Origin of the sequence: Tenacibaculum profundi, assembly GCF_052050075.1 — a bacterium.
Lineage (GTDB): Bacteria > Bacteroidota > Bacteroidia > Flavobacteriales > Flavobacteriaceae > Polaribacter.
On sequence record NZ_CP197225.1, the window covers coordinates 3,767,639 to 3,781,226 of the forward strand.

Below are 13,588 nucleotides of genomic sequence, written 5' to 3' on the forward strand. Positions count from 1 at the left end.
TTTATTTGTTCGTTTTTATAAAGTCAATAATCCTTGAAGTTACTTTTTGATTCCTGAGTATTTTAGTGTGCCCCAATCCTTCAGTGATTAAAATTTTACCTTGTTTCAAGCTTTGACGAATTTTAAATGCAGAACTTACAAGGACATCATTATCCATACTGTCGTGAATAACTAATGTTGGAATAGATATGTTTTTAGAAACAATACTAGATGAATGATCATCAATATTTTTATGCCATTTTGTATCGAATGTTTTCTTTATTTTTTTAGAAATTACTTCTTTTAATTCCATACTATCAGTGAATCTTCGGATAACTTCTGATATTTTATCTGGAGCTCCTATAGTAATAATTTTCTTTACAGAAAAGCCTTCAGCTATAGAATTATACAAACACATTCCACCGAAAGAATGCCCAATGGCCACATCAAAAGGACCAAATTGTAAATTGATCTCTTTTATTGCTTCAATAAATTCAGGCATTGAAGTAGAGTTTCCAGATGAATTACCATGAGCAGGACCACTAAAAGAAATATACATGTATCCATTCTCTAAAAGCCTGTCTGCAGTTAAAAAAAGTTGAGTACTTCTACCTGACCATCCATGCACAAAAAGAACTTTTTTTTTCGAGTATCCATATTGTAAAACTTCAATTGTTTTACCTATGCTAGAGATGGTTAAGCTAGTTTTTTGAGCGCTTTTATAAAGCATTTTTTCTCTTTCAGTAGGAGGGAATTTAGCAGGTGTAACAAATAATTTTGCAGCAAATTTAGTAACCATTGATTTTGAAAAAAATTGTATTACTTTTCCTATTAGAATTATTTTTTTAGGTATTTCAATACTTCTTTGAAGTAATTTTTTTTGGTTAATATCCATTAAAACTTTTTATTAAGAATTGTATTTTGTAAAATTAATTAAATAAATAATTATTTGTTTTGTGACATGAAGTGTATTTTTGTGTCCAACGTTTAATAATATGAAAAAATACGGAAGCATGAAAAAAATAATAGTTTTATCATTCATTAGCATTTTTTTAATTCAATGTAGTACAGTACCCATTACAGGAAGAAAAAGATTAAATATGGTAAGTGACTCACAGGTTTTACCAGCTAGTTTTGCTCAGTATGAAGGGTTTTTAAAAGAAAATAAACTATCGAAAGATGTTTCTAAATCAACACAAATAAAAAGGGTTGGAAAAAGAATTTCAGAGGCTGTTGATAAATTCATGAGAGTTAATGGAATGCAGGCAGAGGCAAATTCTTATAAATGGGAGTTCAATCTTGTTGAGGATAAAACTGTTAATGCTTGGTGTTTACCTGGAGGGAAGGTAGTTTTTTATACTGGAATAATGCCTATATGTGCAAATGAAGATGGAGTTGCGGCTGTAATGGGACACGAGGTTGCTCATGCTTTTGCAAAACATGGTCAAGAACGTATGTCTACCGGTCAATTACAACAAATTGGAGGTGTAGCTGTAGCATTAGGGACAAGAAATAGTGAAAATGCGGCTTTATGGAACACTGCCTACGGAATAGGAAGCCAAGTAGGGGTAATGTTACCGTTTAGTAGAACTCACGAAACAGAGGCAGATAAATTAGGGTTAGTTTTTATGTTGATGGCAGGCTATAATGGTAATGAAGCAGCTGAAGTATGGGTGAGAATGAGCCAACGAGCAGGAAAAAAATCACCTCCTGAATTTATGAGTACGCATCCCTCGAATGAAACAAGAATTCAAACCCTAAGATCATATTTACCTGAAGCACGTCAATTGGCTTCAAAATATAATGTATCTGCTAAAAAATAAGTTATATTTTATATTATATTGCGAACCGTTCTAATAATAGAGCGGTTTTTTATTCTACTATGCATAAAATTGGAAGTAAAAAAATAATAAAGAGTTGGGCTTTTTATGACTGGGCCAATTCAGTTTATTCTCTAGTTATTAGTACATCTATTTTTCCTTTGTACTACGGAGCAATAACAGAAAATAAGATAGTAAACTTTTTAGGAGTTAAATGGGAACATCCAGAGGCTCTTTATAATTATGCTTTGTCTTTTTCATTTTTAGTAGTCGCTTTTATCTCTCCTATACTTTCCGGAATAGCTGATTATACAGGAAATAAGAAACAGTTTCTTAAGTTTTTTTGTTGGATCGGATCCTTGTCTGTAATGAGTTTATATTTTTTTGAAGACACAGATTCAATATCAATCGGTATTTGGTTTACCATTTTAGCAAGTATCGGCTTCTGGGCGAGCTTGGTTTTTTATAATGCATATTTACCTGAAGTAGCACTACCAGAACAACAAGATAGAGCAAGTGCAAAGGGGTTTATATTCGGATACGTGGGGTCAGTTATTCTTTTACTAATATGTTTGGGGATGATTTTATATCAAGAAAACAATGAAGATAAATTGACAATGATGCGTTATTCATTTGTTATTGTTGGAATTTGGTGGGTAGGTTTCGCTCATCTTACCTTTCGAAGGTTACCCAATAATATTTATAATAAGAAACCAGATAATGATTATATATGGAAAGGTTTTCGTGAACTTAAAGTTGTGTTTTTTGAATTAAAAAATTATGCTTCTCTAAGAAAATTTTTAGTTTCATTTTTTTTATTGAGTATTGGAGTTCAAACAATAATATTGACATCAACTATTTTTGGTTCAAAAGAATTAGGCTTGGATTCAACAAGTATGATAATCACTGTTTTGTTAGTTCAAATCGTAGCTATTTTTGGTGCATTTCTTTTTTCTAGAATTTCTGAAAAATTCGGTAACATTCGTGCTTTAAAAATAACACTAGCGGTTTGGACTTTAGTTTGTTTTTGCGCTTTTTTACTTGATAAAAATCAAAAAAATGTAGATGTTTATTTCTTTGGATTGGGGGGGTTGTTAGGGTTTGTATTAGGAGCTATTCAATCGTTGACAAGGTCTACTTATTCAAAATTATTACCAGATACTCAAGAACATGCGATTTACTTTAGCTTTTATGATGTAACAGAAAAAATAGCTATTGTCTTGGGTACTTTTGTATATGGGCTATTGTACGCTATTACGAGTTCTATGCAATGGAGTGTTCTGTGTTTAGCAATTTTCTTTTTAATATCTTTTGTGATCTTAAGTACTTTAAAAAAAACCAAATATGTAGCGTAGCTACTTTTTTTTCACTGATTTAATGTAAGCTTTGGGAGAAACACCAACATGCTTTTTGAATACGGTAGCAAAATATTGAGAAGAATTGTACCCTAAGTCATAAGCTATTTTCGTTACTAGGGTATCGGTTTTTTTCATCATTTCTTTTGCGTATTGTATTTTTATGCGGCTTATGTACGTATTCGGTGGAGTCCCAAAGTTTTGCTTAAACCAAATTTTAAAATATGCAGTGGATAAAGAAAAAAGAGTAGCTAGCTCGTCTACATAAATTTGTCTGTGTATATTTTTTTTTATGTAGTTTTCTATTTCATTTAATTTTTGAGTGTGGTCTTTAAACTCTTTTTTATTACTTTCAATAAAGGTTTGTATCAAAAGTTGAATAATTAAATTTTTAATACATATTTTATTAAAATCGTTGTACTCTCCCTCTAAGTATTCTAATATTTTTTTTAAAATAGGTTTTAAATTGAATGCTCCTTTAAAAATTTTTCTTTCTCTAGATCTTAATTTTTTTATTAAGTGTTTAGATTCATCTTTTGATAAATAGCATAAATTATCATTTTCACATAATTTTATTTGTAACCAAAACAGTTCACCAATGTTTTCAGGATAAGAACCTGATCCATGTGGAATGTTAGGAGGGACAATAAGAAAATCATTGCCACTTAACTTAAAAAGTTCTTGTTCTATTTCATAGAATTGTTCACCTTTTAAGTAATAACATATTTCTATAGAATCGTTATGCTTATGTATTTCTAGGTTAGGTTCAGCTATATGATAGTTATAATATCCAAAGTCTAAGCAACCATTGATACCAATTTTCTCAAGATCAAAAACTTTTCTTTTGTTATTAGGATGATACATTTAAATATATTAGGGGATTTCTTAATAGTTATAGTAGGAAGCATAATTAAAGAAAAGCAACTTAAAATTAATGTTTTTTTATAAAAAAATATAATTAAAATGAAATTTTGTTTTTTTTAATTTTTTATTTGCCCTTTTTAAAATAATTCTAATAAGTGTAATATAATAGCAGATAACAATATTAATAGAAAATTAATTATTTAATTATTTTATTTGTATTAAAATAGAAAAGACTGTTTTCAAAGTTTACAAAAAAATATAAATATTAGGTGAAGGGGATACCTTGTTTATTGGGTAAATTCAAATTGTTAAAAAGCAATAAGAATTTACCCTTTTTCTGTTAATGACTGTTTTATAGTTGTTCAGGTTGGTTGTTAAGGTGCCAGGAGTATTTCTTTATTTCGTCCATAAAAATAATTTTAGAAAGAATGAAAAAATTAGTTAAAACCAGCTTAGCTTATTGTTTAATATGAAAAATAAATAATGTTAAATTGTATTTCTATTGTTCTCCATCAAGTTTAATGCTAAAATTAATGGGTAGTTTTAGACCTATTGTTTTACCTTCTTCTATGGTTATTCCAAAATCTAATTTCGGTAAATTTTCAATTATTTTAACACTCTCTTTTATGAAAATTTCATGCGGACCTTCTGCTGTCACATCGACAGTTTTTCCCTCATGGTTAACTCTAAATCTTACTATAGTTTCAACTTGTTCACCGCCTTTGTAACCAATTGATTTAGCTAGACTATCAATTTTAGAACTATCATAGCTGTTAATAGCATTGGAGATAACTTCTTCATAATTTCCTTGGCAAATTGCAAAATGAGACACTAATAAAAGTAAGAAAGTTAAGAACTTTTTCATGGGATTAATTTAAGATTATACAGGATGGTAAATATAGCGTAAACTGCTGAGAAAACAAGAAGTATTTTTGATTTAAACAGTTACTGTTGTTCAATATTTTAATAATGCTTTATCTCTTTTTTGATTTTCAAAAAAGGGAATTAATTGACAAAATAGACTTTAATATAATCATTAAATTCTACTTTTTTAAAAAAACTATTTTTGTTGCAAGCATTAATAAATTTCGAATTAAAAATTACGATTTTTGAACAAATTCAAAATATTATTTCTGATAAATTGTTTATGTTAACGAGCATATTGATGCTAACAAATATTTTGAAAAGTTAAATTATTTTAATGTTACTCTAAATTTAGTTTATTATTTCAAGTAAAAATAATTATTTTGTTCTTTGTACTAATTCTAGTTGTTCAACCTTTGCCTCCGTGGTAAAAAAGCCATAATTTACAAAGATTTTGCTTTTTTCTATTTTATCAATAGTTCCTACAGCATTGCCATCAACTAATCTTACTTTATCACCTACCTTAAATATATACTCAGCCTTGGCTTTAGCAATTTTTTCTGCTTCAACTCTCTTTTCCTCTCTGACTTTGACTACTTTTTTGAGGACTTCTTGTTCTACCTTTTTAATTGCTTCATTTTGCTTTTTTTGAGCTATTAAGTCTTGCTTTTTTTCATTTTTTGTCTTCTTTTTTAGAGGATTTTTCTTTAAGAATTTAGTCTTTTCCGTAGTCACCCATTTAAAAAAGTTTGTTGAAAGCTCTTTTTTGTTATTAGTTTGAAAGTATTTGTTTAGTAATTCATTAACAGATCTTCCTAGTGACAGCATACGTTGATTATTGTCATACAATTCTTGAAAGCCTTCAAGTTTTTCACGAATTTTTTGTTCTCTATTCTGAAGATTTTCTATGTGTTCTTGTTCCTTAGTTTTTTGTTTTTCAAGTGTATCAGATGTTTTTTGCAGTCTATTCCTTTCTTTTTGAAGTTTAGAAATAGTTTTATCTAAACGAATTTTTTCATTTTCAACACGCTTTTTTGCTCGGTTGATTAAACTAAAGGGTATCCCATTTTTTTGAGCGACTTCAAAAGTAAAGGAACTACCTGCTTGTCCTATTAAAAGTTTATATGTAGGTTCTAATGTTTTTTCATTAAACTGCATATTAGCATTAGTTACATTATTTAATTCATTAGCTAAAACTTTTAAATTGGCGTAATGTGTCGTAATGATACCAAAGGCTTTTTTATCATAAAATTCTTCCAAGAATATTTCGGCCAAGGCGCCACCTAATTCAGGATCAGAACCAGTTCCAAATTCATCTATTAAAAAAAGAGTATTATCATTACATTTTCTTAAAAAATATCTCATGTTTTTTAAGCGGTAGCTATATGTACTTAATTGATTTTCAATTGATTGATTGTCTCCAATATCAGTTAAGATTGTATTGAATATAGATGTTTCACTGCGCTCGTGAACAGGTATTAATAACCCACTTTGGAGCATCAATTGCAAGAGACCTATCGTTTTTAAAGTAATACTTTTACCTCCTGCATTTGGACCAGAAATTACAATAATCTGTTGTCTGTCACTTAACTCAATGGTTTGGGGAATGGTTGTAATATTGTTTTTTTTATTTTTTCTCCATAAAATAGGATGATAAGCGTTTTTAAGATAAATTTTTCTATTATTTTGTATTTTAGGAAGTATAGCTTTGATTTCAAAAGCATATTTTGCTTTGGCTCCAACTGTATCCATATGTACTAAATATTTCAAATAACTTTCTAATAATGGAACATAAGGTCTTATTAAATCAGAAATTATTCGTAGTATTTTTATAATTTCTTGTTTTTCCTCATCTAATAAATTCTGAAGTTCCCTACTATAAGTCAATGTAGCTTGTGGAGCAATATATACTATATTTCCTGATTTTGAAGACCCTAGAAGGCTTCCTGAAACTTTTCTTCGATGCATTGCGAGAACTGCTAACACTCTTTGATTATCTATAATTGTTTCTTTTATGTCATCAAGGTAGCCGTTAGAAATATTTTTACTTAATGCCCTAGAAAAACTTTCTGAAATTTTTCCTCTTACATTGTTAATTTCTTTTCTTATTCTTTTTAGGTCTGTTGAAGCATTATCTTTGATTTCTCCATAAGTGGTTATCTTTTGAGTTATACTATCAATAATAAATGTAGTGTGTTCAATTGAGCTACTCAATTCATTAAGTTTAGGGTAGTACTCTCTAAATTTATGAAAAAAATGCTTTAGTTCATTTACAGTTGCTGACGTAGTTGCTATTTTTAGATAGCTATCAATTTCTAAAAAATTATTTTCGATACTTAATTTTTTAGTAAATTCAGTTATGTTGTCAAAGTAATGATTTGGTATTCTATTTTCATTAACAAAAGAACTTACATACTCGTTTACTAGGTGTAATTCAAAGTATAATAAACGCGGTTTTGAGATAGGTTTTATTTGTCTAACTACATTCTTACTCAATTCTGATGAACAGAATTCCGTCACTTGTTCTAAAACAGTATTAAACTCTAGGTCCTGTATTGTTTTCGTTATAACTTGTTGATTCAAAAAATATTTTATTTAGAAAACAAATCTATAAATTCTTTTTTGTCGATATAAAAAAGTTTGAAGCTTTTTTTAGTTGTTTTGATGTCTTTAAAAAATTAAAAATAAACTTGTTTTAAAAGATTAATAACAGAAAGTAAACTAAATTATTTTCTAACATGATAATTTTATATTGAAATTATTTTATCACTTATCTTTGAATTTTTAATATATTTTATGCAGATAAAAATTGAAGATAGTTGGAAGAAAATATTGAGTGAGGAACTAGATAAAAAATATTTTAAAGATTTGATTTCCTTTGTAAAGGAAGAATACAAAACTGAAGTTTGTTATCCAAAAGAAAAAGATGTCTTTGCTGCTTTCAATCAGTGTTCTTTTGAAAGTTTGAAAGTAGTTATCTTAGGTCAAGATCCTTATCATGGACAAAATCAAGCAAACGGACTTTGTTTTTCTGTTCATGAAGGTATTACTCATCCACCTTCGTTAGCCAATATTTTTAAAGAAGTAGGCAAAGATTTGGGAGGTCCGTATCCATTATCTGGTGATCTATCCCGATGGTCAAAACAGGGTGTTTTATTATTAAATTCAATTTTAACTGTTAGAGCAGGAAGCCCGGGAAGTCATCAGAACAGGGGGTGGGAATTGTTTACCGATGCTGTTATTTCAAAAATTTCAAAATATAAGGAAGATGTAGTTTTTTTATTATGGGGTGGTTATGCTAAAAAAAAGGGGGTAAAAATAGATAAAAAAAAGCATACTGTTTTGACATCAGGTCATCCTTCACCTCTGAGTGCTAATAGAGGATATTGGTTTGGAAATAAACATTTTTCTATGACCAATGAGATATTACAAGCTAAAGCTAAAACAATTATAAATTGGTAATGATATAAGCTAATAATGATATTAACTTTCCTAAATCTAATGTTTTTTATATCTACTTTTTAAACATAGTTTTAGCGTTACTAATCATTTAAAACGAATGAATATTTAGTAAAATCTTTCATAAAAAAGAAAAACGCGATTTATAAACCGCGTTTTTCTTTTTTATGAAAAAAATATTTTCTGAGTCATTAATAAAAAGCTATTCCTTGGTTTACTTATTATATAACACCCAAGTTCCTTGTTCTAATAGAGGAATTGCTTGTTTAAATTTTATAGTTTTTTCTTCACCACTCATAACATTTTTTATTGTTACTCGCTCATTCCTCCCGATTTTAGGCTGTTCTCTTATTACAGTTTCTATTACCTGTTGTTCCTGAGTTTGTTGGTTTCTTGCGCTGTTTATTGCCTGTTGTGTTGAATTTTGCACTTCGTCTTTACGAAGATCTAATTTTTCTCTTACTTGCTCTTTCGCTTCAGATATTTGAGATTCATCTTGATTAGGAAGCTTTCCTTTAAATAAGAATGAAAGTACTTCTTTGTTTATTTTATCTAAAGTTTGTTCAAATACTTTGAAAGCCTCAAATTTATAGATCAACAATGGGTCTTTTTGTTCGATATGAGCTGTGCTTTGAATAGAATGTTTAAGCTCATCTAATTTTCTGAGATGATCTTTCCAATTCTCATCAATGATGGCTAGCGTAATGTTTTTTTCGAAATCATTTACCAAAGATTTTCCTTCTGATTCGTAAGCTTCTTTAAGATTTGTAACAACTTGAAGTGTCTTAGTTCCATCAGTAAAGGGAACCACAATACGTTCGTAACGATCTCCTTCATTTTCAAATACATTTTTGATTACAGGGAATGCTAGAGAAGCATTTCTTTCTGAATCATTTCGGTAGTGCTCAGAAACAAGATTATATAATTTTCCGATTAATTCGTCTTCTTGCATTGAGTTAAATTCTTCTTCAGAAAAAGGAGAAGTCATTGAAGAGAATCTAATAAGTTCAAATTCAAAATTTTGATAATTTTTTACTGACTTGTTTGTTGTTACAATAGAATCACAAGTGTCATAAATCATATTTGCGACATCGATTTCTAGTCGTTTTCCATCAAGAGCATGACGACGTCGTTTATAAATAAATTCACGTTGAGAGTTCATTACATCATCATATTCTAGAAGACGTTTACGAATTCCAAAATTATTTTCTTCTACTTTCTTTTGAGCTCTCTCTATTGATTTGGATATCATTGAGTGTTGGATAACTTCTCCCTCTTTTAATCCCATTCTATCCATCATTTTAGCAATTCTTTCAGAACCAAAAAGACGCATTAGATTGTCATCAAGAGCCACATAGAATTGAGAAGAACCCACATCACCTTGACGCCCTGCACGTCCTCTTAACTGGCGGTCAACACGTCGCGAGTCATGACGTTCTGTTCCAATAATAGCTAAACCTCCAGCTGCTTTCACTTCGTTCGATAATTTAATATCTGTACCACGACCAGCCATATTAGTCGCTATTGTAACTTGACCTGGTTTTCCTGCTTCAGCCACAACATCCGCTTCTTTCTTATGAAGTTTAGCGTTTAAAATGTTGTGAGGTATTTTTCGAATTTTAAGCATCCTACCCAGTAATTCTGAGATTTCAACAGAAGTAGTTCCAACTAGTACAGGTCTTCCTGCATCAACTAGCTTCACAATGTCTTCAATAACAGCATTATATTTTTCACGAGTTGTTTTATATACCAAGTCTTGCTTATCGTCTCTCGCAATAGGTCTATTAGTAGGTATTTCAACTACATCTAACTTATAGATTTCCCAAAATTCACCAGCTTCAGTAATGGCAGTACCAGTCATACCTGATAATTTACGGTACATTCTGAAATAATTTTGAAGTGTTACAGTAGCAAAGGTTTGTGTAGCATCTTCAATTTTGACATTTTCTTTAGCTTCTATAGCTTGATGTAATCCATCAGAGTAACGGCGACCATCCATAATCCGTCCTGTTTGCTCATCAACAATCATTACTTTATTATCCATAACAACATACTCAATATCCTTTTCAAAGACAGTATATGCCTTTAATAATTGATTCATTGTATGGATTCGTTCGCTTTTAACACTAAAATCTTGATAAAGCTCTTCCTTTAAGTTCCCTTTTTCTTCTGGAGAAATATTTTTTTTATCAATTTCGCCTATTTTAACACTTATATCAGGTAATACAAAAAATTGTTTCTCGTTTGTTATTTCAGACAAATAAGCAATTCCTTTATCGGTTAAATCAATTTGATTATTTTTTTCTTCAATGGTAAAATAGAGTTCAGCATCAACTTCTGGCATTAACTTATTATTGTCTTGCATGTAGAAGTTTTCTGTTTTTTGCAATATTTGCTTTACCCCTTCTTGTGATAAAAATTTAATTAAAGCCTTGTTTTTGGGTAATCCTCTATATACACGTAATAATTGGAATCCACCTTCTTTTAGGTCTCCTTCTTTAATTAGTTTTTTAGCTTCGGCTAATACACCTATAAGGTATTTACTTTGAAGTGATACTAAATCCGAAACTAGGGGTTTTAATTCATTAAATTCATGACGATCTCCTTGTGGAACTGGACCTGAAATAATTAAAGGCGTTCGAGCATCATCAATTAAAACAGAGTCTACTTCGTCAATAATAGCGTAGTTTGGAGCACGTTGAACCAGATCTTCTTTTGAACTAGCCATGTTGTCACGCAAATAATCGAAACCAAATTCATTATTTGTTCCATAAGTAATATCGGCATTGTAGGCTTTTCTTCTATTTTCTGAATTTGGTTGATGGTAATCAATACAGTCTGTACTTAAACCATGAAATTCAAAAATAGGAGCCATCCATGCACGATCTCTTTTTGCAAGATAATCATTCACAGTTACTACATGTACTCCTTTTCCTGTTAATGCATTCAAGTATATTGGTAATGTAGAAACCAGTGTTTTTCCTTCTCCTGTCATCATCTCAGCAATTTTTCCTCCATGCAGTACAGAACCGCCTATAAGTTGTACATCGTAATGTACCATATCCCAAACAACTGATTTTCCAGCAGCATCCCAAGAGTTTTTCCAGGAAGCTTGATCATTTTTCAAAATTATATGATCTCTTGTTGCTGATAACTCTCTATCAAAAGATGTTGCAGTAACAGTGATTTCTGTATTTTCAGTAAAACGTTTAGCGGTTTCTTTTACAACAGCAAAAGCTTCGGCCATTATGTCTTGTAAAATAATTTCAGAGGCTTCATAAGCCTCGTCTTTTAATTTATCTATTTCAATATATATTTCCTCTTGCCTATCAATATCTGCATCTAAAACTTCTTTTTCTAAAATAATAATTTTATCATTTATTGGTTTAGTAGCCTCTGAAATTTTTGCCTTAAAATTAAGTGTTTTTGCCCTTAGTTCATCGTTAGAGATGGTGCTTAATTCACTTTCAAAAAACTTAACTTTATTTATGATAGGCTGTAAAATTTTTAAGTCTTTTTGTTGTTTGTCCCCAACAAATATTTTTATTATTGAATCTAAAATACTCATTTTGTATGCTGTTATTTTCTGTTTTAACTAGTCTGTGTTGTTAACGTAATTAAATTTTATTCCGTATGTTAAAAATAAGCAAAAAAAAAGCCTCTGAAATGAGACTTTTGTATGTTATTTGCTTAATATTCATCTTCATTCCAAAGATAATCTTCTTCGGAAGGATAATCAGGCCATATTTCTACAATAGAATCGTAAGCCTCTCCTTCGTCTTCTATATCCTGAAGATTTTCTACAACTTCTAAAGGCGCACCTGTACGAATTGCATAATCAATTAGTTCGTCTTTTGTTGCTGGCCAAGGCGCATCCGCTAAATAAGATGCTAATTCAAGTGTCCAATACATTTCTTTATCGGTTTTTTTGATTTTCGCAAAAATAATTTTTTTTTCTAAAAAGTCAAGTTTTTTTTAAAAAAACTGTTCTATTAATAAAAGAACTTAATTAGAGCTTTTCAGGAATCCATTTAACTTCCTCAGCCCCTAGGTCTTTTGACAATTTTCGTGCCAATACAAAAAGATAGTCAGAAAGTCTGTTTAAGTACTTTAAAATGCTGTCATGAATGTTTTCCTCGTCATTTAATGCAACCGTTAAGCGTTCTGATCGTCTACAGACGCATCTTGCTATATGACAAAATGACACGATTTTGTTTCCTCCAGGGAGTATAAAATGAGTCATTGGCGTCAGGTAATTATTCATTTCATCAATTCTATTTTCTAAAAAGGTTATTGAGGTTTCATTTATTTTAGAAATATTTAAACGTTCTTTTCCATTTTTTAGTTTTTTCATTTCATTGGGTGTCGCAAGCATGGCACCAAGTGTAAACAAATCAGTTTGAATTCTTACGAGCTCTTTTTTCAAATTTTGTGTTGTTTGTATATCCTTTATCAACCCAATGTAAGAGTTTAATTCATCAATAGTTCCGTAGCAGTCTATTCTAAGATGATGTTTTGGAACACGAGTCCCACCGAAAAGAGCGGTGGTTCCTTTGTCTCCCGTTTTTGTGTATATTTTCATTATTTTTTTAAGTATTTATTTGAAAAATTAACTTTTAATGATTTCGAAGTGTAGCGTCATAGAGTTATTCTGTTTTTTAACACTTTAGGTTAACTTCTTTTAATTTATCAAGAATGAATTCAGGGCAGCGAGTTGGTTTCATAGTCGTAGCATTTACAAATACCAAAATAGTATTTCCTGTACATAAAATTTCATTTTCTTTATTTGTAATTTCATAATCAAATTCTATTTTTACTGAAGGTATTTTTTTTATGTAAGTGTTAATTGTGATAATTTCATCGTAAAAGGCAGATTTTTTAAAATTAGCTTGTAATGAAACAACAGGTAACATTATTCCACTTTTTTCTAACTGTTTATAACTTGTTCCTAGATTCCTTAACCACTCTGTACGACCTACTTCAAAAAAGTGAGCGTAATTACCATGATGAACGACTCCCATTTGATCTGTTTCACCATATCTTATCCTTATTTTTGTTGAATTTTTTTGCAAAATAATTTGTATCTGTTCTTTTATAACATTACGTAAAAAAAAAATAATAATCAATAGCTATTTGGTTTTTTTTTACTGAATTTTATTCACACTTTTGTCACTCAAAGATGTGATTTTAGAGTCCCCTATAATCTGAATAATTTTTAATAAAGAAATTAATCCTTTTTTCACCAAT

Annotated in this window: 11 protein-coding genes; 3 read left to right on the forward strand and 8 right to left on the reverse strand. The window is 29.8% G+C overall.

The window, feature by feature from the left end; genetic code table 11:
• Position 1: 1 nt before the first annotated feature.
• Positions 2-874 carry an alpha/beta fold hydrolase gene (locus ACSIGE_RS15245; RefSeq protein ID WP_440880740.1) on the reverse strand — a complete coding sequence of 291 codons (873 nt, stop codon included), beginning with the start codon at positions 872-874 and terminating at the stop codon, positions 2-4.
• A gap of 118 nt (positions 875-992) precedes the next feature.
• Here ACSIGE_RS15245 and ACSIGE_RS15250 point away from each other — a divergent pair, with 118 nt between their 5' ends.
• Positions 993-1,802 carry a M48 family metallopeptidase gene (locus ACSIGE_RS15250; protein ID WP_440880741.1) on the forward strand — a complete coding sequence of 270 codons (810 nt, stop codon included), beginning with the start codon at positions 993-995 and terminating at the stop codon, positions 1,800-1,802.
• A 59-nt stretch (positions 1,803-1,861) separates the two neighbouring features.
• Positions 1,862-3,154 (forward strand): MFS transporter, encoded by a 1,293-nt coding sequence (locus ACSIGE_RS15255; protein ID WP_440880742.1) that lies wholly within the window; start codon positions 1,862-1,864, stop codon positions 3,152-3,154.
• On the opposite strand, the gene ACSIGE_RS15260 is transcribed toward ACSIGE_RS15255, so the two are convergent.
• The 3 genes from ACSIGE_RS15260 to ACSIGE_RS15270 form a co-directional block, all read right to left on the reverse strand.
• Positions 3,155-4,018 (reverse strand): helix-turn-helix domain-containing protein, encoded by an 864-nt coding sequence (locus ACSIGE_RS15260; protein WP_440880743.1) that lies wholly within the window; start codon positions 4,016-4,018, stop codon positions 3,155-3,157.
• A gap of 499 nt (positions 4,019-4,517) precedes the next feature.
• Positions 4,518-4,883: a hypothetical protein gene (locus tag ACSIGE_RS15265; protein WP_440880744.1), complete on the reverse strand. Its 366-nt coding sequence runs from the start codon at positions 4,881-4,883 to the stop codon at positions 4,518-4,520.
• A 377-nt stretch (positions 4,884-5,260) separates the two neighbouring features.
• A complete protein-coding gene (locus ACSIGE_RS15270; RefSeq protein ID WP_440880745.1) occupies positions 5,261-7,465 on the reverse strand; it encodes an endonuclease MutS2 in 2,205 nt (734 codons plus the stop codon).
• Positions 7,466-7,678: 213 nt separating this feature from the next.
• Here ACSIGE_RS15270 and ung point away from each other — a divergent pair, with 213 nt between their 5' ends.
• Positions 7,679-8,344 (forward strand): uracil-DNA glycosylase, encoded by a 666-nt coding sequence (ung, locus tag ACSIGE_RS15275; protein WP_440880746.1) that lies wholly within the window; start codon positions 7,679-7,681, stop codon positions 8,342-8,344.
• Positions 8,345-8,555: 211 nt separating this feature from the next.
• Here ung and secA read toward each other — a convergent pair whose 3' ends face one another.
• The 4 genes from secA to ACSIGE_RS15295 form a co-directional block, all read right to left on the reverse strand.
• Entirely contained in the window at positions 8,556-11,909 is a 3,354-nt protein-coding gene (gene secA / locus ACSIGE_RS15280; protein ID WP_440880747.1) for a preprotein translocase subunit SecA, read from the reverse strand.
• A 122-nt stretch (positions 11,910-12,031) separates the two neighbouring features.
• Positions 12,032-12,253 (reverse strand): DUF2795 domain-containing protein, encoded by a 222-nt coding sequence (locus ACSIGE_RS15285; RefSeq protein ID WP_093668347.1) that lies wholly within the window; start codon positions 12,251-12,253, stop codon positions 12,032-12,034.
• A 97-nt stretch (positions 12,254-12,350) separates the two neighbouring features.
• The gene (locus ACSIGE_RS15290; protein ID WP_440880748.1) at positions 12,351-12,923 is read right to left on the reverse strand and encodes a cob(I)yrinic acid a,c-diamide adenosyltransferase; all 573 of its coding nucleotides are present in this window, start codon (positions 12,921-12,923) and stop codon (positions 12,351-12,353) included.
• Between the two features lie 76 nt (positions 12,924-12,999).
• Positions 13,000-13,413, reverse strand: a complete 414-nt coding sequence (locus ACSIGE_RS15295; RefSeq protein WP_440880749.1) for an acyl-CoA thioesterase — start codon at positions 13,411-13,413, stop codon at positions 13,000-13,002.
• Positions 13,414-13,588: the final 175 nt, after the last annotated feature.

What these genes read in the sequence shown, in the direction of transcription:
- ACSIGE_RS15255 (WP_440880742.1), top strand. Translation starts at nt 1,862, where the DNA reads ATGCATAAAATTGGAAGTAAAAAAATAATAAAGAGTTGGGCTTTTTAT.
- ACSIGE_RS15250 (WP_440880741.1), top strand. Translation starts at nt 993, where the DNA reads ATGAAAAAAATAATAGTTTTATCATTCATTAGCATTTTTTTAATTCAA.
- ACSIGE_RS15285 (WP_093668347.1), bottom strand. Translation starts at nt 12,253, where the DNA reads ATGTATTGGACACTTGAATTAGCATCTTATTTAGCGGATGCGCCTTGG.
- ACSIGE_RS15245 (WP_440880740.1), bottom strand. Translation starts at nt 874, where the DNA reads ATGGATATTAACCAAAAAAAATTACTTCAAAGAAGTATTGAAATACCT.
- ung (WP_440880746.1), top strand. Translation starts at nt 7,679, where the DNA reads ATGCAGATAAAAATTGAAGATAGTTGGAAGAAAATATTGAGTGAGGAA.
- ACSIGE_RS15260 (WP_440880743.1), bottom strand. Translation starts at nt 4,018, where the DNA reads ATGTATCATCCTAATAACAAAAGAAAAGTTTTTGATCTTGAGAAAATT.
- ACSIGE_RS15265 (WP_440880744.1), bottom strand. Translation starts at nt 4,883, where the DNA reads ATGAAAAAGTTCTTAACTTTCTTACTTTTATTAGTGTCTCATTTTGCA.
- secA (WP_440880747.1), bottom strand. Translation starts at nt 11,909, where the DNA reads ATGAGTATTTTAGATTCAATAATAAAAATATTTGTTGGGGACAAACAA.
- ACSIGE_RS15290 (WP_440880748.1), bottom strand. Translation starts at nt 12,923, where the DNA reads ATGAAAATATACACAAAAACGGGAGACAAAGGAACCACCGCTCTTTTC.